Source organism: Aquimarina spongiae (assembly GCF_900141785.1).
GTDB classification, from domain to species: Bacteria; Bacteroidota; Bacteroidia; order Flavobacteriales; family Flavobacteriaceae; genus Aquimarina; species Aquimarina spongiae.
This window is the reverse complement of record NZ_FQYP01000014.1, coordinates 59,758-81,947: the sequence shown is the minus strand read 5'-3', so window position 1 is coordinate 81,947 and position 22,190 is coordinate 59,758. Positions and strand designations below refer to the sequence as shown.

The window sequence follows — 22,190 nt, the reverse complement described above, 5'->3', positions numbered from 1 at the left end:
CTATAGGGAGCACCTATCTGTAGTCAAAAACTCACCAAGGAGTACTTCAAATAGAAGCTAAGGGTAGTGTAATCAGAAGTGAATCGAAGCTAAAACAGAAGTTGCACTTGTGTTCAACACAGGACTCACTTCTGTTTGCAGTAGGGGTACCCACTGCCAATACTGGATAGGGGTAGTACAACAAGTAGGGAGGGGGTACTTTTGAAGTACCTAAAAAAACAGAAATATAAGTTTGCCATGGATTACGAATCTGTCTTATGATTGGTTATGAGCTCTTACTTAGCATTAACCATAAACATACAAACGACCTCTAACTGAAGTCGTTTGTTCTTGTCTAATTGTTTTTAACATTGCTGTGTTCCTTCTTCAGTGAAAAAATCGTCTTCACCTTGTTTTGCTGTGCAGCTTTTACTAATCGGATCTCCAAACTTACATTCAGTGTCACCAGGCCTCCCCCCTTTTATACTGTGTAAATTATCCAAATTTGTAACAATCACTTTTTTGAAATTTAATTTTTTGTTTTTCATTTTTTTCAATATTTAATTTAAATATTTCAGTTCAAATATAATTAGTAACATAGGTAAACTATGGTGTTTTTAAGAAGGCTAACCTGTTTTCCCGGAAAACAGGCTATGGAAAGTATATAGTTTTTAGTTTGTTAACCTTAATTGCCATTGTTTTTGACCTGTTTTTCTAATTCTTTTATAAAATAAGAAGGGTGTATTCCGTTTTGTTTATAAAAAGCCTTAGAAAAAGCATCTGTTGTATTGAATCCCATCTCTTGAGCAATTGCTTTTATAGTATATTTTCTGAATTTGGAATCTGCTTTTAGTTGTATAATAGATTGCTTTATTCTAAGTCCATTGATGTAATGATTAAAAGTCTTCTGCTTGTATGTATTAATTATTTTTGACAGATATTTAGAATTTGTTCCAAAATTCTTAGCTAAAGAGTTTACAGACAAATCTGATCGAGTAAACCCAATTTCATTTTCAAAATTTGCCAACTTTGTAAGAATGTCTTTTATACTCTCTTCTGGAATTGCCAGCTTAGTTTTCTCTTTCTGAGACACTCGTAATGCGTCTTGTGTCTTATAATAATCCTGATTTTGATAGAGTTCTTCAAAACGTTGCTTGTATTGCTTTTGCTTTCGACGATTGATTGACCATAAAACAAAGAATAAGAAACAAATAATGACCAATATTAGAATAACGAGGTGAGATGTTTTTTTTTCGGTTTCGAGACTATATATAATTTTTTGTTTTTCAGATAATAATCGAGGGGTATCATAATTTTGCACTACGGTTTTTATTAGATATCGATAATTGGTGTGTAGCACACTATCTACGCTAATTAATCTCTCTATATATTTTAATTGATTATCCTTATCATTGCGTTTTTTATAGTAGTTGATTAGTATTTCATAATTCTCACGATTATCAGGCATAATTTCAGTTATTTCCTGAAATATTTCATCTACCTTGATATGAGAATGTATAGCTTCTTCTTCTTGACCTAATTCGGATAATGTTTTTCCATAAAAGAAATAAGCTATTGAGAGATTTGCTCTGTCTCCATTAGTTTTTAAAACCTCAATAACATTCGATAAACTGTCTTTTGCAGTTATAAAATTCTTTTTATAAAATAAATTAATCCCTTCATTCAAAGTAAAATAATAGGTAAAGTTTTTTCCATTGAATTCTATAGATTCCTTATGCCCGAGTTGATTAAGAATTGTTGCAGAATCTAGTTTTTTATTCAAACTATAAGTTGCTGATAGAGCGGATAATGTACTCAAGTAAGTCTTAGATTTCTCTTCCTTTTGCTTAGAGTAGTGTAAATAACACTCTTTGAGCTCTTGTAAAGCAGTTTGATGTTCTCCAATTCTACTTTTTAGGATACCGATGCTTTTTTTACTCGCATAAAAAAGATGTATATTTTCAAATTCTTTTGCTTTTTGATTCGTCTTCAGATAAAAATCAAGAGCAGTTTTGAAGTGGCCTTTGTTATAGGCGATCTTTCCTTTATTGTAGTACGCTAAAGCAGGATAATATTTGGTTTTTAGGTTTTTGGAATACATGATCATGCTATCAATGTATTTTTCAGTCATTTTTGTATCCCGAATAATACCGGACATATAATAAAACCCGTTTACGATTTTAATCGTGTCGTTATCTTCTTTTGCTTTTATAAGATAAGACTGAGCATATAAGACACCATGTACGGAGTCTTTTGTATTTTCAAAAAACCTTTTTTTAAGGTAAGAATACTTCTTAGTTAATAAACTGTCAAAAGAACTTTGAAATGCAACGACAGAATGAATATTAAAGAGCATAAACACTATTGTGCATAGATGAATTATAGATCTTTTTTTTGCAGTTGAGCACAACGTAGTGTTTAACATCTAGAGAAAATTTTGTTTTGCAAATCTACCGAACGCCAAAAGAAAAAATATGATACAGGCAGAATATATATTCTTAGCTTCCTGGTAAGACTATCTATAAGTCTATGTCATAAATAAGGTATTTGTTACCTAGAATAAAGAAAATCTAAATGACTTATAAATCAATGAGGATGGTGGTAATTGTAAAACCAATTATTCCAGGAAAACATGGTGTGTTTTCGCTGAAAGCGGGTTTGTTTCAATTGCTTTTTATTCTGTTACGCTTCTATATTTGCTCAAAGTAAAAGGATGATAATCTTTCTTTATCAACGATAAACGGGGCAACATTCAATTCGTCATTATAATAATCACAATTCATGAGAAAATATCTTCTGATAACACTATTACTTGTTATCGTTCAAACTTTTGGTCAAGGTAATGATAGTGGTGATCCCACTCAAATTGACTATACATCAGAGTTAGTAAAAATGGCTAAAGGGGCCGAGGCTCCAGAAGCTGCTTTTTTTACAAAATATGGGAATATACCAGTGAGCTTATACACCGGTACTCCTAATATTTCTATACCGGTTTACGAACATCGAGGTAGGGAGTTGAATTTACCAATACAAATGGTATATGATGCTCAAGCAATAAAAGTAGAAGAGCAAGCATCTTGGGTAGGACTTCATTGGAATCTTATTGCAGGAGGAAGAGTTACACGAATTGTTAATGGGTTGCCCGATGATTATATTAATTCTGATTATGCTACACCTTTTGAAACTTCTACACGAGATAAAATTAGGAGATATAGAGATGTGAGCCATACTCATAATTCGGTAGAAAGCGTACGAGAATATTTTCATTTTTTGGATAAGGCAAATCAAAACAAATATGAAATCGCTCAGGACTATTTTAACATTTCAGCACCGGGTTTAGACGAAACGGTAGTTATTGATTTGGAAAATTTGACCGCTGTTGGTTTAAAAAATCCAAGAACCAAAATAAGCTATCAAAAAAGTCCAGGCAATGGAACAATCAACTCATGGGTCGTAACTAGTGAGAATGGTACCCAATATGTATTTGATGTTAAGGAAAAAACATATCGACAAGGAAATGATGCGGTGTCAACCGGGGGGATAATACAGGAGTACGTTTCCTCATGGTTGTTGAGAAAAATAGTTTCTCCTACCAAAAAAGACACTTACGAATTTGGGTATATAAACAGTGGATATTGGACTCAACCGTATGAAGCTGCTCCCGTAAGTCATGTTACCAACAAACTTCAACTATATGAAGGAGGTGGTAATTTCAGTTCGGGGATAGGTGCTTCATTTCGCCCAACCACACGATTAGATCAGCAATTTTTGAGCGGGATAAAACATAACGGTAAGATGGTGGTTTCCTTTTTGCATAAAAATCGTTTAGATCTTCCATTAAATACCCCAAGCGCTCTTAGTGAAATTCACATTTATAGAACAGATGGGATCAATAATTTACCTTCAGATTTTCTGAAAAAAATAGTAATGAAGCATAGTTACTTTGGAACTACACAACAAAATCCAACTTCTGTGCCCCATAGTGATATTAGACTAAAACTTGATAAAGTTTTGATTCAAGGTAGAACCGGGGAAACTTACGAAACCTATTCGTTTGCGTATATAGATCCAGAAAAACTTCCAGCAAAAAACTCGTTATCTCAGGACTATATGGGCTATTACAACGGTAAGAACAACAGGGTTTTGTATCCAAAACATACAACTCGCGGAGGTGACACTTATCAAGGAGCCGATCGAAGTGTCAATTTTGAGAATACAAAAATAGGTTTACTGTATAAAATGACCTATCCAACAGGAGGGCATACAATATTTACATACGAAGCAAATAAGATTCCATTTAGGGATGCGCAAGAATATGCTTATCAGGATATAACCTATGGTTCAGCAAGTGTTTCGGGAGGTATCGAACCAGATAACGGCGATGTATGTTATCATGGGTGTATTGATAAATTTACAGGCCCTCCACGAATTAAGTATTCGATTTTTACTATTCCCGAAGATGGAGAATACCAAGTTGATTACGAAACTAATGGTCAATATGAAGCATTTATTGTTGGGCATGCTGCTGCTGGCTTGCCAGAAGATCACCCTTTTTATAATGATAAGCCTATCCCTTTTGATCAATTAATTGATAACTACACTTACGAACCCAGAATTACCCCTATATGGAGTGGTGGGGCGAATGGTTCGCAACGTACAATTCAATTGAATAAAGGCACTTATCAAATCACAGTTGCAAATTCACAAAGCGGAGCTTCTACAAGCTTACGCATTTTTAGAAGAGAGTTACGACCTCTTCCTATCAATGAAACTATTGCAATAAAAGCAGGAGTGCGCATCCAAAAGATAGAAGATTACGATACAAATGGATATAAAAGTGGAGGGAAAGTGTATCGATATACACAGTCGTTAACGTCTGATGATTCTTCTGCTAAAATCATTTTTGAACCTCAATTACATTTTTTTACTACTTCTCCAGCAACGAGTTCTTCTCCGGTTGGAGTAAATACCATTACAACGCTACACAGGGTATCAGGAAGCTCAAGTCATCAACCCAACGTAGTATATAGTCGAGTGTATGAGTTGGAAATGAACACGGCAAATGATAGTACCAGTAACGGATACATTCGCCACGATTTCTATACAGGTGAATCTGGCATTGTTACAAGTCAAACCAAACCTTATCTCAATAGTTTTATACCGGACTATAAGATTGGTAAAGAAAAAAGAAGTGTAATTTATAGTAATGATAAACTATTATCAGAAACCGAAAATACTTATGAAGATATTCCTTATTATTCGGCTACAGGATTAGCTATCAAGATAGAAGATAAAAATGTTGGAAAACATGTTTATGTATATAGAGATAGCTCCGGTAAATATAGGTTTACATACCTTGATCCTGTACAAGGAGAAATGCGGCCTGCAGCACAGCCTATAGAATGTTATAATGGAACAGGTGAATGTCTATCACAAAAATACGCCCCTTTATTTCTAAAACGCACATTAATCAGTGGTAAAATAGGAAATACGGTTAAAATTCAAAAAACAGAAGTATTAGATGAACAAGAGGTGGTTGTTACGAATATGATGGAGTATGATCAGGAGAATAGCTTTTTACTTAAAGAACAAAAGGTTTCTAATAGTAATGGTGATCTAAATACTACAAAATTTTATTATCCAGAAGATTTTACCGAATCAGCGTATCAATCCATGTATAGCGCTAACCGATTAAACGAGATCGTGATGGCTGAAGTCTATAATAACAACGATTTACTTGCTACCAAAAAAACAATATTTAAGGATTGGGGATTTGGAATTGTGTTGCCAGAAAAAATTAAGTCCGCAAAAGGAAATACTCCATTAGAAGATAGAGTGATTTATCATAAATACGATACTCATAACAATCCGATAGAAGTTTCTCAACTCAAAGGAGTACATACTATTTTTATTTGGGGGTATAAAGGGCAATATCCAGTTGCAAAGGTTACTAATGCTACATACACAGGAATGCCATCTGAGGTTTTGAATATCATCTCGGAAATAAAAAATGCCTCGGACAAAGAAAATGGTAAAGCAGACGAGGTTGTCTTGAAGAACCTTTTTGATCAATTGCGTGATCACGAATATTTCAATCAATCTGAAGTTACTACCTATACCTATGATCTTCAAGTCGGGGTAACTAGCATTACTGATCCCAGAGGGTATACGGCTCAGTACGAATATGATAATTTTAATCGTTTGATTCATATTCGTGATGCCGAAGATCATATAGTGGATAAGTATTATTACAACTACATTGATCTAAACGCTTCTTCATCAACAGATGGCTACTCAGAATTACAAACTAATTTTGAGATATTTCCGGATTTTGCGAGCTCTTTTAAGGAAGCGAATTTTAAAGCATTAATCGCTGGGGGTTCAGGTCAATACCAATACCAATGGGAATTCGAAACTCCTGAAGGAAGAATTACTACAATCAAAGATCGGCTAGCATATTATTTCCATTTCCAACATCATCAAGCCGGTAAGAACATAGTACGTTTTAAAGTAACCGATAAGGTAACTGGAAAAAAGAAAACTATTACTAAGTCACTAATGGTGTATAGTGTTGACATCCAATTCCCCAGAACTGTAACGGTAAATAATACTGCTACGTTTACAGCTTCTATTTCTGGGGGATCTGGTAACTACAGCTACCAATGGCAAATATGGGGTCAGGATTCACATTATCGTCCTACGTCTAAATCGTTTACTCGAAAAATGGACTATAACCACTATGGGGCCGATAAATATGTGTATTGTGATATCACAGACAATACCAATGGGCACACAATAAAAGTGTACAAAAAAATTACAGTGAATGGTGCCAGATTGGGACAAAGCTGGACCAAAACCTTTTCGCAGGTAAATAGTGGATACCACAATGAGGAATATAGTGCACGAGGTACTCTGGGATCAGGCAGGTATAAATACTATTGGACAAGTAGTGATGGAAGGACTTGGAGTGGGACAGAGTTTAGGATTTATATGGATAAATGTAGACAATCCGAGTATATCAAATGTAGGGTAACCGATTTAATGACTGGACTCACACATACTTACAAGAAGGAGTTTTATTTTTTCCCTTCTCGCTGTAATGGTATCGGAATTGGCGATGGCGATGGTCCAGGAGATCCAGTTCCGGAAGCTGGAGGGGGTGAGGAAAGACTTCAATCTTTGGACCCAAATTACAACAAACAATAAATAATCATATTCTCAATAACACATAAAAAATATCACATGCATTTCGTAAAATCATATCAATGCTGCTTGCTTTTTATGCTTACTATATCCATAGGATGGGGACAAGAGATCACACCAACTAATCAGAATTACCTGATGCATGTATCTGCCCAAGAAGCTTTTTCAACAGTAACAGAATTTGAATCGGCACCAATAGAAGAAAAGATTACTAGTATGACCTACTATGATGGTTTGGGTCGAGCTATGCAGCAAATAGCTGTAGGCGCAAGCCCTTTGACCTCAAGGGGATCGACAAACCTCGCTGTTATGGATTGGACCATTGGTGATGGCGGAACTTCCTTTTTTAATCAAAATGGAGATACTTCCGAAAATCAAAGAATACACGGGCTAGATCCAACAGGTCGAGAATCCTTGCTGTGGCAATGTGGAAATGATATTGCTAATGACGCTGATGGTGGATGGAATACTGATTACTTTCACATTGATAATACGTCGGGATACCAATACAGCGTATGGGTAAAACGAACCGGATCAAATAATGGAAATACATATCACGGAACTCAAAATGTGAATACTCTTGATGGAGAACAGGATACAAATCCATATTTCTTTGTTGGGGATTTACCAGAACTTAACACTTGGTATTTGCTAGTAGGAATGATTCATCCACATGACTATACTGGAGAAGATTTAGGAATTAGTGGGGTGTATGATGTTGAAGGAAACAGAGTGTTGGATGGTAAAGAGTTTAAATGGAGAGAGGATGAATATCTTTCTAGTTTTAGAAGTTACCTGTTTTATAGTACCGATATTAATGTACGGCAGTACTTCTGGAATCCAATGATCCAAAGATTAGACGGTACCGAGCAACAAGTTACGGGTATTAATGTGTTTAATACTACTAATGAGCTCACTATGGATTGGACATCTGGTAGTGGTAGCACAGCATTTTTCAATCAAAACGGGCAAACTTCAGAAAATAAAAGAGAATATGGAGATAATCCACATGGATTGTATACCATACTTTGGAAATGTGGAAATGATGCGGATAACAATGCAGACGGAGGATGGAATACCGATTACATTAATGTGGATAAAACACTAGAGTATCGCTATAGTGTATGGGTAAAACGTACAGGTTCGCAAAATGGAAAAACATATCACGGTACGCATAACGTCGAAGACTTAAACGGAGTAGCACAAACTAATCCCTATTTCTGGAATGGAGACTTACCAAAACTAGACACCTGGTATCAACTCAAAGGAATTATTCATCCAGAAGGTTACAGTGGAGGTGATCAAGGGTTTAGTGGAGTATACGATATTTATGGCAATAAAGTGATGGATGGACAAGAGTTTCGATGGAGCGCTTCGACAACCACTGCAGCTTTTAGGAGTTATTTGTATTATAGTACTGATACAACTGTACGACAGTTTTTTTGGAACCCTGTGGTTCAAAAAATGGGAGGCACTGTTAATCCTGATGCAGTTCCTGTTTTGGACGAAACTTCTTTGTCGTCAGATATTATTACCCATATAGAGTATGACTCCTATGGAAGACAAGCTAAACAGTTTTTACCTTTTACTTCAACTGGTCCTTTGGGGAGTTATAGAGAGGTAAATAAGAATTACAATATCAACGCTTACTATCAAAATAAATATGTTGATGATTTTGAAAATGTTCTTCTTCAGGATGTGAATGCATATGCTCAAAATGTTTTTGAGTACTCTCCCTTAAATCGCGTTGTTGAACAAGGAGCACCTGGAGTTGCCTGGAAAGCTCAAAATACGGATGCAACAAGTCATACTATAAAATACGAATGGAAAACTAATCAATTAAATGAGGTTAAACGCTACCGCATAACATTTGATAACGGTAACATTGAAAAGCCACTATTAGCAGATAAAGGGTATTATGCTGCCAACGAATTGTTTGTAACCATCACCAAAGATGAGAACTGGAGTCCAGATCAACCTTATCCTCTGGATCACACTACTAGAGCATACAAAGATAAATTGGGGCGAGTTGTGTTAAAACAAACTTTCAATCAAGGAGTGGCACACGATACTTATTATGTATATGATGACTTTGGGAATCTCACTTTTGTACTACCCCCAAAGGTAACTGTAGCCAACGGTGTAAGTCAAAGTGAGCTTGCCGAACTTTGCTATCAATATCGTTACGATTATCGCAACCGCTTAGTTGAAAAGAAAATCCCTGGTAAAGGCTGGGAATATATCATATATAATAAGCTCGACCAACCAATTATAACACAAGATGCGCTATTACAAACAAAGGGAGTGTGGTTGTTCACAAAATATGACACCATGGGAAGAATAGCATACACAGGAAAAATTGATGACAATAGAGATAGAAATACCATCCAAGCAGAAGTAAATAATACGCCAGCGATAGCATGGGTAGAAAAAGGATTAACTACTACAAATGAAGGAGTAACCATTAACTATACAAATGGGGGTTATCCCAATTCTGAAAATGCCGAGATACTTACTGTTAATTATTATGATGATTACAATTTTGATACAGAAGGATTGGTAAAACCTGGTACGGTGTCTGGGGAGGCATTAACAAATCGTACCAGGTCCCTTCCTACAGGTAGTAAGGTTAGAGTCTTAGACACTAATGATTGGATTACAACTTTAACAGGTTATGATAAAAAAGGGAGGGTTATCTATGTTGCTAGTCAAAATAAACATCTTGATACCAAAGATATTGAAGAAACTCAACTAGATTTTGCAGGTCGAGTGGTGCAAAATAAGACCACACATATCAAAGGCAGTAATGCTCCAATTGTTATCCAAGATGCATTTACCTATGATCAAGTAGGTAGACTATTGACTCAGACTCAAAAAATCAATGATCAGGATGCGGAGTTAATCGTAAACAATACCTATGATGAACTAGGGCAACTGGTAAGCAAGAAAGTGGGTGGCCTACCGAGCACTGAGGTTACTCGAAGTGCGGGACTACAAACAGTAGGCTACACCTACAACATCAGAGGATGGTTAAAAGCAATTAATGATCCGAACAATCTAGGAGATGATTTATTTGCATTTGGAATCAATTACAATACCCCTACAGATAACTTGTATGCGCAACCATTATATAATGGAAACATTAGTGAGACGATTTGGAGAACAGCCAATGATAATACCAAAAGAGCCTATGGATATCATTATGATGCATTGAATCGATTAACTACGGCCAATAATAGTGATAGTGATAACTTTGATGTGTCCAACATTACCTATGATAAGATGGGTAATATTTTAACGCTAAACCGAAAAGGGCATCTTAACGCTAATGCTACTTCTTTTGGCGATATGGACAACTTATCCTACAGTTATGACAACGGAAACAAGCTCCTTAAGGTTACTGATACTGCTAATAAAAATTTTGGATTTAAAGACGGAACGAATACTAATGATGACTATAGTTATGATATTAATGGCAATCTATTAGTTGATCACAACAAAAATGTTAGTGGTATTGTATATAATTATCTTAACTTACCCACTAGGGTCAATGTAAATGCAGGACACCAATACGTTCGTTATATTTATGATGCCACTGGAGCAAAGCAGAAGAAAATTGTTACCAAAGATAGTGGTAGAATTATCACAGAGTATGCGGGTAAGTACATTTATGAAAATGGAAATCTAAGACAGTTTAGCCATGTAGAAGGTTATGTAGAACCTGATGATAACGGAGATTTTAATTATGTATATTCTTTCCTTGATCATTTGGGTACAATACGTCTGACTTATAGTGATTTTAATGATAACGGTTTAATAGAGTCAAGCACTGAAATACTTCAGGAAAGAAATGTATATCCTTTTGGTCTGGAACACCGAGGTTATAACAATATTCAAAACGGGGTTAAAAATAATTATCAAACTTATTTGGGTCAGGAAATGAATGAAGAACTTGGTTTGAATTGGCTAACTTTTAGGTATAGAAATTATATACCAGAAATCGGAAGATTCTTTGGAGTTGATCCAATTAGTGAAGATTATATGTCTATAACTAATTATCAGTTTGCTCATAATAATCCTGTTTGGAAAATTGAATTGGAAGGGTTAGAAGGAGTTTCCACAACGATTCCCGATGTTATAAATAAGGAGCAAATTAAAAGATCCCAGTTTATTAAACCTAATTACAAAAAACAAGGAGATGTATTCGGTGGCTCCGTTACTTATTCTAGAAAAATAGGACCTGCAATAAATGTAAAAGCTTCAGCAGGAAATACTAAAGCTTCTATAGATGCTTCTATTTTGAAAGTAAGCATTACAAATTCTACGGACCACAAAATAAGTGTAAAAGGTAATATTCTAAATGCAGAAGTAGGTTTTGGTTTAAAAGGAATTGGTCAATCAAAAACTGCAGTTTCTGTAGGTCAGATAAATGAAACATTTACGGAATCAGGTTTAGAGCAAGAGGCTTCTCTCCTAGCTGTAGATGTCAAAGCGACAGTTAGGGATGGATTCTCAGTCGCTGAGAGTGGTGCATTAATTAGTTCTAATGAGGAGAAAAATGGAAAGTTTACAGGTTCTTATGGGGTTTCTGATGATACTTTTTCTGGTACTTTAAAAGGGAATAAATTAGGTTTTGGAGCTTCATTTGGTCCTGTTTCTGCCTCTATTTCAACGAATATTGATGAATTAAGTAATATGTTTAGTAATGTTGCCAATAAAATTTTTGATGTTATTATAAATGGTTGGAACTCTAATGAAGATAACTTAATGCAAAAAGAATAAGTACTAGTAAACCCGATAGCACAAATTTGTAATCCAAGCAGTTACAAGCATTAAAGTTAGTTTCCTTAATTTATAAGAAAAAAACAAACAGCCACGATCCAGTGGCTGTTTTTGGTTGACGATATGCGATCTTAAGATCAATATGTTTAGGTGGGCTTATGTTTCTTTTTAGAGGCAACTCCCGGTTACTTACTTTATGTTTCATCAGCCACGAACCGTTTTTTATTTCTTATGGTATAAAAGTAGGCCTTCTATCCCCCAAAAACGGTTGGTTTGGGCTCAAACCCGATTTGGTGTAGACGAATGGTAGGATTGCTGTCGATCAAGCAAAAAGGGGCTATTTTTGCATTCGATTAGTGGTAACCAAAAAAAGCAGAGGCTTCTATTTTAAAAGGTGTAGAGTTTAACTATATTTGCGGCAAATTAAACCAAAGTACATGATGTCAATATCTGATTTATTTGATAGTGGGTTCCAGAAACGAAATCAGGACCATTTTGCAGCCATCGTTAGAGTAGCCATGAGTGACGGTGTGATCACCGATGAAGAGAGAGCCTTCTTAGATCGATTAGCACGCAACCTCGATATTTCTGAAAACGATTATAAAGAGATTCTTAAAAACTATCAGTTGCACCCAATCAACCCGCCGGCAGATTATAACCGTAGATTAGAGCGTTTGTTTGATCTGGCAAGAATGGTATATGCAGATCATATCAAAGGAGACGATCAGGTAGAATTGCTAGAAAAACTATGTATCGGTTTAGGATTCCGTACCGAAAATGCAAAGTATGTGGTAGACAAAGCACTTACCTTGGTAGATCAAGGAGTAGACGGTGATGACTTTGTAGAACAGATCAAAAACATGAATAGATAATAATCATCTATACGATATACAACCACACCAACCAAAATAAAAAGGCGGCCTAATCGGCTGCCTTTTTTGCTATCTGTTTGGTGATTTTATAAATCAGATCTTCCTGCTCAAAGGGTTTGGCGATAAAATCATCCATCCCGGATCGAATGCATTTATCACGTGCATTTTCATCAGCCCTGCCCGAAAACCCAATTATCGGGATTTGCGAGATAAACTTATCCCCATAATTATTACGGATCATATGCGTGGTCTGGAAACCATCTTGTTTAGAGGTTGATAGATCCATCAGGATCAAATCATAGGCACGGCGCTCTAGATAACTAATCGCCTCTTCGCCATTAATCGCAATATCCACAAAAAAGGTTCCTTGGGTGATTAGTACCTTCATGATCAGGTATTGCGTGATTTCCTCATCTTCTACCACCAGGATTCTAAATTTCTTTTTGGTATCCGGGAGTGTGTATTTTTTCTTTTTACGCTCTGGAGCGGTCTTTTTGGTAACTTCAAACTTAAACGGAAGCTTTACAATAAAACTAGTTCCCTGATCTGGGGTGCTTTCTACTTTGATTTCTCCGTTTTGCAGATCGACCAGGTTTTTTACGATTGCTAATCCTAAACCGGTTCCCGAGATCTGCTTGTCTTGCTCAAAACGTGTAAAACGCTCAAACAGATGCGGGATGTTTTCTTCCAAAATACCAAAACCAGTGTCTTCGATCTTAAAGGTAAGGCTCAGCTTATTGGTGCGCTGGTAATTTTTGGAAACAATAAACGATACTTTACCCTCTTCGGTAAACTTAAAAGCGTTGTTTAATAAGTTATTCAGGATCTGATATACCCGGGTGCGATCCCCGATCAGGTATTCCTGTATGTTGTCTTCGATATCACTTTCAAAAGCAATTCCTTTTTCTTCGGCTACTTTACTATAGGTTTCTTCAAATCCACGGACCAGTTCTTCAAATGAGAATCGTTCCTGAACAATCTTTAAGGTTCCCGACTCGATTTTAGAAATATCGATCATGTCATCGATCAGGGCGTTCAAATGCTTGCTCTCTCGTTTGATGATACGAGCCAATTCTTCCTGTTCAAAAGAAAGTTTGGTCTTTTCCAACACTTCTACAAAACCCAAAATGCTGGTAAGCGGAGTACGTATCTCGTGATTGATATTCGCTATAAAGCTGTTTTTAAAAGCTTCTTTCTCGAGCAGGTACTGGTTATTCAATTCAAGCTGCCGGCTGCGTAGTATAGATTCGTTCTTTTGCTGCGCAATTTGATTCACCTCCCTGTATTTTGTGGTATAGTCAAAAAGGATCACGGTAATGATATCCGGATTGATCTGTATAGATACATCACAAATAAAATCATCTTTGCCATTTTCGATATGAATACAAGGAAACTGAAGCGCTTCGGTTCCTGGAGTCTCCATAAAACTACGTAACATTTCAAAGAAGGGATGTGCATCAAAAATGGAAGTTCCTTTTTTCCAATCAAAAAGGGTAGCATCGGTATTTTCGATAATCCCCTGATACGAAACAGAAGTTACCTGAACCTGTTGATGATATTGTAATGGGAGGGTATCGTTTTTCATCGGTGTTACTGGGTAATGGCTACAGCAAGTTCTGAAAAGAAATCCTGTACGTTTTTATTGGTTTTGGCACTGGTCAAACAATCAAAAGGGATGTTTTCTTCTTTTAGGTGGGCGACAACGTCTTTTTCTTTTACCAGATCCAGTTTATTACCGATCACCTTGGTAATGACCTTGGCGTAGTTTTTTGTCAAATATTCCAGATCCTGATTTAGGTGTTTATAGGTTTCCTCTCGGGTAATATCAAATACATAGATAAAGGCATGCGATCCTAGCAGGTAGGATTTACGAGTATCTTCAACGCTGTCAGAATGCCCTTCGGTATCCCACATGATCATCGATAGTTCTCTGCCGTCGGGTAGAGCAACCACTTTCTTTTTGATTTGTACGCCAAGCGTTACTTTATATTCTTCTGAAAATTCGTTATCGACAAAACGGCGAAATAAGGACGTTTTACCAACACCGAAGTGTCCTAAAAGCACAACTTTTTTAGACAATGTCATCTGCAAAATATTTTTTAAGTTTTTTAGTGAAAAGGGCGCTGTTTTCTAAATCTCTATTCGATATATGTCGTTGAGCAAACTCTAACAATTGGTCTTCTAGTACCTCTTTAAACATCATCGAATACGCACCCGAGATTACAGCTGCAATGTAATAAGAATAAAAATTCTGGATATGTATGGTATATAATTCGTATTCGATCAGCTCCAAATTTTGATCTCCACCCTCAAAAGCATCTTCTACAAAGCTCTTGATGGCAGTTAGCATTCCAGCTACCATTTCTTTGTCGATGGTCCCTTCAGACATGGGGCTGTAATCGGTAATCAGGATGCCCGAGTGTTTTTCTACCACAAACATCTGGATCAATCGAGGCTTGGCATAGTCAGATAGCGCAAGATCGCCTTCGCTTACTCCTTGAGCACGGGCTTTGGTACGTCGAAACCAGTTTTTGAAAGAAAAGGCCTTTTTGGTCTGCCGGCTGATGTTCTCGCTTAGCAATCGCATCTCGTGGGCAATGTACTTTTTGATCATTTTACCAATGATCGGGAACAACGCCTCTACCACCGCATCTTGCGAGTTTTTGATCTCCTCTTTTAGGGTTTGGGTAATCGTTGGCCCTAGCGTTTTTGGGATTTCTTCTACAAATTCTTCGAGTTTGTCATCGATAATAGGATCTACCTTATACGATAGTTCCTGCTTTTGATGTACAATCTTGTTCAGTTCTTCAACTTTTTGAGCAATAGAATCCGCAAACTCCTTTTCCTCGGTAAGAAGAAGTTCCTTAAGAAGTTTTAGTTTATCCTGCTCTTCCATAATCTTGGACAGATGGGATTACTTTTGTTGGATATTTTCTCCTAGCGTGATCAGTAGATCTCCCAATGTTTTTTTATCTACTTTTTGAGCATCTAGCGTCTCGGCTTTGTCTGCCAACTTATCTTCAAGCTCGGTAAGACGAATATTAATATCAGTGCTTAAATTATCTATCGCTTGATTCAATTCGTTACGCGTGTCCTCTATAAAACCTTCTAGTTCTTTCTTTTTGGATAGAATGTCTTTTTTGACTATTTCAAATTCAGAATTATAGGCGGCAATGTTATCCCCAAAAATAAGATTCTTTATCGCTTCTATTTTTGAAGAAGGATCATTTACAACTTCTTCTTTTTCTTGTACAGCTTTATTGTTTTTGGCCATTGTTGAGCTGATTTATTAGTTTATAATTCACCTATCCGTAAATTTAACATAAAAACCTTAAAAACAAGGAGTCTAGGACGTAAATGTTAAAATACGGTATTTTTACGTTTTCTTTTTGGCAAAAAGAACGAGTGATACGTTATGTGCCTTTTGGGCTGAAGGTTTATTAGGGATGGCGCAAATATACAATTATTATTGATTCCCCGATAGCATACAAAATACAAGGGGATTCAAAACTATTTTTGCATAAAAGACTCTACTTTTTCTACCATATTTTTACTACCGCAAACAAAAGGGGTACGCTGGTGTAGTTCGGTAGGTTTGATGTCTAATATTCTTCGGAAACCGTCGCTGGCTTTACCTCCGGCTTGCTCCGCAATAAAGGCCATAGGATTACATTCGTATAATAAACGTAGTTTTCCATTTGGCGATTTGGCGGTATTAGGGTATAAATACACGCCACCTTTAATCATGTTACGATGAATATCACTTACCAGCGACCCAATATATCGAGAGGTATATGGGCGATCATCTTTTTCTTCCTGGCAATACTTGATATAATCTTTGATTCCCTGTGGGAAATGTACATAGTTCCCCTCGTTTACCGAGTAGATATTTCCATCCTCAGGAAATTGCATATTGGGGTGTGATAGATAATACGTTCCCAGGGCAGGGTTCAATGTAAAACCATTTACACCATTACCCGTAGTATAAACCAACATCGTAGAAGTACCATAAATGATATATCCAGCAGCAACCTGCAAGTTACCGGGTTGTAAAAAGTCTTCGATAGTCACTGGAGTACCCGATGGGGTAACACGACGATAAATCGAAAAGATGGTTCCAACCGATACGTTAACATCGATATTAGAACTGCCATCCAAAGGATCCATAAGCACTACATAGTTATTGCGGTGGTCATTTTTTTGCCCTTTGATGGTGATGAATTCGTCATTTTCTTCAGAAGCGATCCCACAAACGATCTCACGATTCGTAAGCGTATTGATAAAGGTTTCATTAGCCAAAACATCTAGTTTCTGCTGATCTTCACCTTGTACATTGGTCTCGCCCACCGCACCAGTAATGTCTACCAAACCTGCTTTGTTTACCTCGTGATTTACCATTTTTGCAGCCAATCGAATCGAGTTGATCAAACGAGATAACTCACCACTGGCGTACGGGAAATCCTTTTGGTTTTCAATAATAAATTCTCCTAAGGTTTGGTTCTTGCGTGTCATTTAAGGTGCGTTTTTATGCTGCAAAAGTATTATTTTTTAGGCAACTATATCGTTTTCGTCAATTTAAATTCTGAAACTTTGCTGCGAATTACAAAAATTAAACTTGCAGGCGTATAACATTAGAAAATTGTCTGGTTTCTCTAACATATTTTATAGTTTTGATAAACTTTTTTTCTATGAGCTATACGATAAGAGAGGCTACTGCCCAGGATATGCCACAGGTACTGGATTTGATCCAGGAGTTGGCGGATTTTGAAAAAGAACCCGAAGCGGTCGAGGTTACTGTCGAAGACCTTACTAGAGAAGGTTTTGGAGCGCATCCTTTGTTTCATTGCTTTGTTGCAGAAACTGCAGATCAAGGAATTGTTGGGATTGCATTGGTGTATTTTCGTTTCTCTACCTGGAAAGGTCGTACCGTACATCTTGAAGATCTGATCGTGAGAGAATCTATGCGAGGTACAGGTATTGGGATGGCGTTATACACTCAGGTGATGCAATATGCAAAAGAACAGGGGGTACGACGTGTAGAATGGAATGTACTCGATTGGAATACTCCGGCTGTCAAGTTTTACGAAAGAAGTGGTGCCCGCATCCTTGATGGATGGCAGGTAGTGCAAATGGATGAGCAAGGACTGCACGCCTTTGTAAACAAAAACTAAAAGGTGCATGAGGGTTTTTAAGTTTGGGGGTGCATCGGTAAAAGATGCCGATGGTGTAAAAAATGTCGCTACAGTGCTTAAGCAAACTGGGCATGAGCAATTGGTAGTGGTAGTATCTGCTATGGGAAAAACAACCAATGCCCTGGAGCAGATTGTGGCATTTTATCTGCAACAAGAGTCCGAACTAAAAACGCAAATGATCGACTTGCATCGCTATCACTTTGATATTGTCGATGCGCTTTTTGAGCATAAACAACATCCAATCTATCAAAAAACACAGGCACTGTTTACCGATTTGCAAACCACCCTGGATCGTAACAAATCCAAACAATACGATTATATCTATGATCAGGTGGTCAGTTATGGAGAGTTGATCTCTACAACAATCATTAGCGAATACCTGGCTGATCAGGGATTTGCTAATCAATGGATAGATGCTCGTGAGCTTATCAAAACCGATACTACCTATCGAGATGCTACCGTAGATTGGGAACGCACACAACAAACCATTCGAGATAAAGTGGATCGAAATACCTTGAGTGTTACTCAGGGATTTATCGCATCAGACGCTAATAATTTTACCACAACACTTGGGCGTGAAGGTAGTGATTATACCGCTGGGATTTTTGCGTATTGTCTTGGTGCAGATAGTGTAAGCATCTGGAAAGATGTTCCTGGAGTATTAAACGGAGATCCCAGAGTGTTTCAAAACACCAAGTTACTACGCCAAGTATCCTATAGCGAAGCTATAGAACTGGCATTTTATGGGGCATCTGTAATACATCCCAAAACGATCCAGCCTTTGCAACGCAAAGAAATCCCCTTGTATGTAAAATCGTTTTTAAACCCAAAGGCCGATGGCACCTCTGTAAAAAAGGGGCAGCCTTTGGATCCTTATATCCCTTGCTATATTGTAAAGAAAAATCAGATCTTAGTATCCCTTTCTTCACTGGATTTTTCATTTATTGTAGAAGACAATATTAGCGAGATTTTTAAGTTATTTCATCAGTATCATATCAAAGTAGATTTGATTCAAAATTCGGCGATTAGTTTCTCGGTATGCCTGGACGACAAATTCCATCATTTTGAGAAAGTGCTTTCTACCCTAAAAGCAAAATTTAAAGTTACCTACAATACTGGTGTTGCTTTGTATACCATTCGTCATTTTACAGATCAAGCAATTACGTCTTTAGAGAAGAATAAAGACATTTTGTTAAAGCAAATTACTAGAGAAACCTATCAAATGGTAGCCAAAGAGTAGGGCTATCAATTCATGGATTTTGCTATATTTGCGGTTATCACAAATTATAATGAATGCCTATAGTCACAGCAAAAGAGGTAGCCACGGGTCTTAAACTAGATAAACTGGGTTTTATAGGAACCTTTATCGGTTGGGTGGTATTAAAAGTTACCCGTGTTTCTGCCGTTAATAGGCACTATGATAGTGTCAAGCATCTCGAAGGATTAGAATTTCTTACCGGGGTACTCGACATGTATGGTGTAAAATATGAGATTCCCGAAGAAGACTTGCGTAGATTGCCCAAGGATGGATCTTTTATTACGTTGTCCAACCATCCGCTAGGAGGTCTGGATGGTATTTTATTGCTCAAATTGATGATTGAGCATCGAGCGGATTATAAGATTATTGCCAATTTCTTACTGCACAATTTCAAACCGTTGAAGCCTTTTGTGATGCCGGTTAACCCTTTTGAGGATAGAAAAGATGCAAAATCGAGTCATACCGGGATCAAAGAAGCGATAATGCATATCCGAGAAGGTAGGCCGCTAGGGATATTTCCTGCAGGAGAGGTATCCACCAAAAAAGAAGGAAAGAATTATGTAGATAAAGCCTGGGAACCCAGTGCAATGCGTTTGGTGCAAAAAGCAAAAGTTCCGGTAATCCCAATTTATTTTCATGCACGAAACAGTAGGTTGTTTTATCGTTTGGCATCCATAAGTGGTTCACTTAGAACCGCCAAATTGCCTAGTGAGTTGTTCTCGCAGGATGGCAAGACTATAAAAGTGCGTATCGGTAATCCAATTTCGGTAAAAGATCAGGAAGAGCATACAGATCTAGAGGATTTTACGAATTTCTTACGTAAAAAAACCTATATGCTAGCCAATCCATATGAGAAAAAGACATTACGCGAATCCATACCTAACTTAAAAATACCTAAATCTCCCAAAGAGATTGCGGGAGAGGGTAATTCGCAAGTTATCGAAGCCGAACTCGAGTTTTGTAGAGAAAATGACAAGCGGTTATTACTCAGTAAGAACTACGAGGTCTTTTTGGCACAGAAAAAAGACATTCCCAATATCGTAAACGAGATTGGTCGATTGCGAGAGATCACTTTTAGAGAAATAGGAGAGGGAACCAATAATTCGATCGATCTGGATAAGTTTGATGACTATTACCATCACATGTTTTTGTGGGATAATGGTGCCAAAAGATTGGCAGGAGCCTATCGCATGGGGATGGGAGCCAAGATTTATGCGAATTTTGGGATTGATGGTTTCTATCTACAGGACTTATTTCGATTCGAACCAGAATTGCATAAAATGATGAGCCAGTCTATCGAAATGGGTAGAGCGTTTATCATCAAAGAGTATCAGCAACGTCCTATGCCTTTGTTTTTACTTTGGAAAGGAATTGTGCATTGTACCCTTCGTTTCCCAGAACATAAATACCTAATCGGTGGGGTGAGTATCAGTAATAAGTTCAGTAACTTCTCGAAGTCGTTGATGATCGAGTTTATGAAATCCCATTACTACGATCCTTATGTGGCACAGTATGTACGACCTAAAAAAGAGTTCAAGGTAAAACTGAAGGACGCCGACAAGGATTTTGTATTCGACGAGAGTAAAAGTGACCTTAATAAGTTTGATAAAATCATTGATGAGGTCGAACCGGGAAGTCTTCGAATTCCGGTATTGATCAAGAAGTACATCAAGCAAAATGCAAAAGTTGTCTCCTTTAATGTGGATCCTCTATTTAACAACGCTGTAGATGGTTTGATGTATATACGAATTGCAGATCTTCCTGATAGTACCGTAAAACCGGTGATGGAAGAGTTTCAGGCAGAGCTAGAACAGAAGTATTTTAAAAACGGTGATCGATAAGATTAAAATACAAGAAGTGGAGAAGTACATAAGTATGGTACTTTTAATTTTTCCGTTACTTGTGTTTGGACAAGCTGAAGTGCTAAAAGGAGTAGTTTTGGATAAAGCAACCAAAGCTCCGCTAGAAGGGGTTGTAATTTATATAGACGGTACTACCACCGGAACGGTAACCAATGCTTCAGGAGCCTTTATTTTGGATCTAGAAAATCAACCCAGAGATGCTCAGGTTACTATAGCTTATCTAGGGTATGAATCTATATATTTGAAGACATCTTCAGTCTTACCCGATGACGTCCTTTCTGTACAAATGGAAAAAAAGCTGGAAGAACTGGACCCAGTGTTCTTGCAAAATGATGATTGGAGTCGCGAAAAGAAACTCAACTATTTTAGAGCTTATTTTATTGGGAATAAAAAGGATCAAAAGACTTGTAAGATTCTTAACGAAGATGCTATTCGGTTGTACTATAATTATGGGGAACAAACGCTTTATGCCAGTGCAAATGTTCCTATCAATATCAAAAATGATCAATTGGGATACAATATTGTCTATAACTTAGTCAGTTTTGAAATCAAGTTTAACCGAGGAGAAAATGTAAAAGGATTCTATGTGGCGGGAACCAGTTATTTTAAGGCTTTTGATGAAGAGAGTAAAGCACTGAATAAAAGACGCCAGAACGCCTATAAAGGATCACGATTACATTTCATGAGATCCCTGGCAACAGGGACACTTGATCAAAATAAGTTTGATGTGTATCACAAAGGCTTGAAAACTGAAGTTGACCGAGTTTTTAAGGTTGAAAAAGAACCCGGATTTGCCAAAGTGTACCCACTTCAAAAACGCACTACGGTATTGTTTAAGAATAAACATAGAACGGATCTTATTTTTAATGTAAACGATCACTTTTTGATTGATGGTCTGGGGAATTTTTCTGATACCGAGAAGATCCTTTTTAATGGAGAAATGACCAATCAAAAGGTGGCACGCTTACTACCACTGGATTATGGGTTGTAAGCTGTGACTTGACGGTTGATAGTTGTTTTGAGCATTTTATCGATTTCCCAT

At 37.0% G+C, this 22,190-nt stretch carries 14 protein-coding genes; 7 read left to right on the top strand and 7 right to left on the bottom strand.

Features of this window, described 5'->3' with window-relative positions:
* Positions 1 to 344: 344 nt before the first annotated feature.
* Together BUE24_RS22765 and BUE24_RS22760 are read right to left on the bottom strand one after the other, a co-directional pair.
* On the bottom strand, positions 345 to 527 hold the full coding sequence (locus tag BUE24_RS22765; RefSeq protein WP_073321804.1) for a hypothetical protein: 183 nt from the start codon (positions 525 to 527) through the stop codon (positions 345 to 347).
* 137 nt (positions 528 to 664) lie between these two features.
* On the bottom strand, positions 665 to 2,335 hold the full coding sequence (locus BUE24_RS22760) for a helix-turn-helix domain-containing protein (protein ID WP_073321801.1): 1,671 nt from the start codon (positions 2,333 to 2,335) through the stop codon (positions 665 to 667).
* Positions 2,336 to 2,760: 425 nt separating this feature from the next.
* Between BUE24_RS22760 and BUE24_RS22755 the strand changes: the two genes are divergently transcribed.
* The 3 genes from BUE24_RS22755 to BUE24_RS22745 all read left to right on the top strand — a co-directional run bounded on the left by BUE24_RS22755 (position 2,761) and on the right by BUE24_RS22745 (position 12,836).
* Complete coding sequence (locus tag BUE24_RS22755) at positions 2,761 to 7,185, top strand: RHS repeat domain-containing protein (RefSeq protein WP_073321798.1); 4,425 nt, start codon at positions 2,761 to 2,763, stop codon at positions 7,183 to 7,185.
* Between the two features lie 36 nt (positions 7,186 to 7,221).
* Positions 7,222 to 11,964, top strand: a complete 4,743-nt coding sequence (locus BUE24_RS22750; RefSeq protein ID WP_084549669.1) for a DUF6443 domain-containing protein — start codon at positions 7,222 to 7,224, stop codon at positions 11,962 to 11,964.
* A 440-nt stretch (positions 11,965 to 12,404) separates the two neighbouring features.
* A complete protein-coding gene (locus BUE24_RS22745) occupies positions 12,405 to 12,836 on the top strand; it encodes a tellurite resistance TerB family protein (protein WP_073321792.1) in 432 nt (143 codons plus the stop codon).
* A 49-nt stretch (positions 12,837 to 12,885) separates the two neighbouring features.
* On the opposite strand, the gene BUE24_RS22740 is transcribed toward BUE24_RS22745, so the two are convergent.
* From BUE24_RS22740 to fbp, 5 genes are all read right to left on the bottom strand, one after another.
* Entirely contained in the window at positions 12,886 to 14,421 is a 1,536-nt protein-coding gene (locus tag BUE24_RS22740; RefSeq protein ID WP_073321789.1) for an ATP-binding response regulator, read from the bottom strand.
* A gap of 5 nt (positions 14,422 to 14,426) precedes the next feature.
* Positions 14,427 to 14,921: a Rab family GTPase gene (locus BUE24_RS22735; protein WP_073321786.1), complete on the bottom strand. Its 495-nt coding sequence runs from the start codon at positions 14,919 to 14,921 to the stop codon at positions 14,427 to 14,429.
* The gene (locus tag BUE24_RS22730; protein ID WP_073321783.1) at positions 14,908 to 15,732 is read right to left on the bottom strand and encodes a cell envelope biogenesis protein OmpA; all 825 of its coding nucleotides are present in this window, start codon (positions 15,730 to 15,732) and stop codon (positions 14,908 to 14,910) included. The genes BUE24_RS22735 and BUE24_RS22730 overlap by 14 nt, the downstream gene beginning before the upstream one ends.
* Positions 15,733 to 15,750: 18 nt before the next feature.
* Positions 15,751 to 16,110: a fructose 1,6-bisphosphatase gene (locus BUE24_RS22725; RefSeq protein ID WP_073321781.1), complete on the bottom strand. Its 360-nt coding sequence runs from the start codon at positions 16,108 to 16,110 to the stop codon at positions 15,751 to 15,753.
* Between the two features lie 236 nt (positions 16,111 to 16,346).
* The gene (gene fbp / locus BUE24_RS22720; protein WP_073321779.1) at positions 16,347 to 17,348 is read right to left on the bottom strand and encodes a class 1 fructose-bisphosphatase; all 1,002 of its coding nucleotides are present in this window, start codon (positions 17,346 to 17,348) and stop codon (positions 16,347 to 16,349) included.
* Between the two features lie 176 nt (positions 17,349 to 17,524).
* Here fbp and BUE24_RS22715 point away from each other — a divergent pair, with 176 nt between their 5' ends.
* The 4 genes from BUE24_RS22715 to BUE24_RS22700 are packed head-to-tail and all read left to right on the top strand — an operon-like array spanning position 17,525 to position 22,139.
* Entirely contained in the window at positions 17,525 to 18,007 is a 483-nt protein-coding gene (locus BUE24_RS22715; protein WP_073321776.1) for a GNAT family N-acetyltransferase, read from the top strand.
* Between the two features lie 7 nt (positions 18,008 to 18,014).
* Complete coding sequence (locus tag BUE24_RS22710) at positions 18,015 to 19,268, top strand: aspartate kinase (protein WP_073321773.1); 1,254 nt, start codon at positions 18,015 to 18,017, stop codon at positions 19,266 to 19,268.
* 53 nt (positions 19,269 to 19,321) lie between these two features.
* A complete protein-coding gene (locus BUE24_RS22705) occupies positions 19,322 to 21,127 on the top strand; it encodes a GNAT family N-acyltransferase (protein ID WP_073321771.1) in 1,806 nt (601 codons plus the stop codon).
* A 16-nt stretch (positions 21,128 to 21,143) separates the two neighbouring features.
* The gene (locus BUE24_RS22700; RefSeq protein ID WP_139242097.1) at positions 21,144 to 22,139 is read left to right on the top strand and encodes a carboxypeptidase-like regulatory domain-containing protein; all 996 of its coding nucleotides are present in this window, start codon (positions 21,144 to 21,146) and stop codon (positions 22,137 to 22,139) included.
* Positions 22,140 to 22,190 lie beyond the last annotated feature (51 nt).

What these genes read in the sequence shown, in the direction of transcription:
- BUE24_RS22765 (WP_073321804.1), bottom strand. Translation starts at nt 527, where the DNA reads ATGAAAAACAAAAAATTAAATTTCAAAAAAGTGATTGTTACAAATTTG.
- BUE24_RS22760 (WP_073321801.1), bottom strand. Translation starts at nt 2,335, where the DNA reads ATGCTCTTTAATATTCATTCTGTCGTTGCATTTCAAAGTTCTTTTGAC.
- BUE24_RS22755 (WP_073321798.1), top strand. Translation starts at nt 2,761, where the DNA reads ATGAGAAAATATCTTCTGATAACACTATTACTTGTTATCGTTCAAACT.
- BUE24_RS22750 (WP_084549669.1), top strand. Translation starts at nt 7,222, where the DNA reads ATGCATTTCGTAAAATCATATCAATGCTGCTTGCTTTTTATGCTTACT.
- BUE24_RS22745 (WP_073321792.1), top strand. Translation starts at nt 12,405, where the DNA reads ATGTCAATATCTGATTTATTTGATAGTGGGTTCCAGAAACGAAATCAG.
- BUE24_RS22740 (WP_073321789.1), bottom strand. Translation starts at nt 14,421, where the DNA reads ATGAAAAACGATACCCTCCCATTACAATATCATCAACAGGTTCAGGTA.
- BUE24_RS22735 (WP_073321786.1), bottom strand. Translation starts at nt 14,921, where the DNA reads ATGACATTGTCTAAAAAAGTTGTGCTTTTAGGACACTTCGGTGTTGGT.
- BUE24_RS22730 (WP_073321783.1), bottom strand. Translation starts at nt 15,732, where the DNA reads ATGGAAGAGCAGGATAAACTAAAACTTCTTAAGGAACTTCTTCTTACC.
- BUE24_RS22725 (WP_073321781.1), bottom strand. Translation starts at nt 16,110, where the DNA reads ATGGCCAAAAACAATAAAGCTGTACAAGAAAAAGAAGAAGTTGTAAAT.
- fbp (WP_073321779.1), bottom strand. Translation starts at nt 17,348, where the DNA reads ATGACACGCAAGAACCAAACCTTAGGAGAATTTATTATTGAAAACCAA.
- BUE24_RS22715 (WP_073321776.1), top strand. Translation starts at nt 17,525, where the DNA reads ATGAGCTATACGATAAGAGAGGCTACTGCCCAGGATATGCCACAGGTA.
- BUE24_RS22710 (WP_073321773.1), top strand. Translation starts at nt 18,015, where the DNA reads ATGAGGGTTTTTAAGTTTGGGGGTGCATCGGTAAAAGATGCCGATGGT.
- BUE24_RS22705 (WP_073321771.1), top strand. Translation starts at nt 19,322, where the DNA reads ATGCCTATAGTCACAGCAAAAGAGGTAGCCACGGGTCTTAAACTAGAT.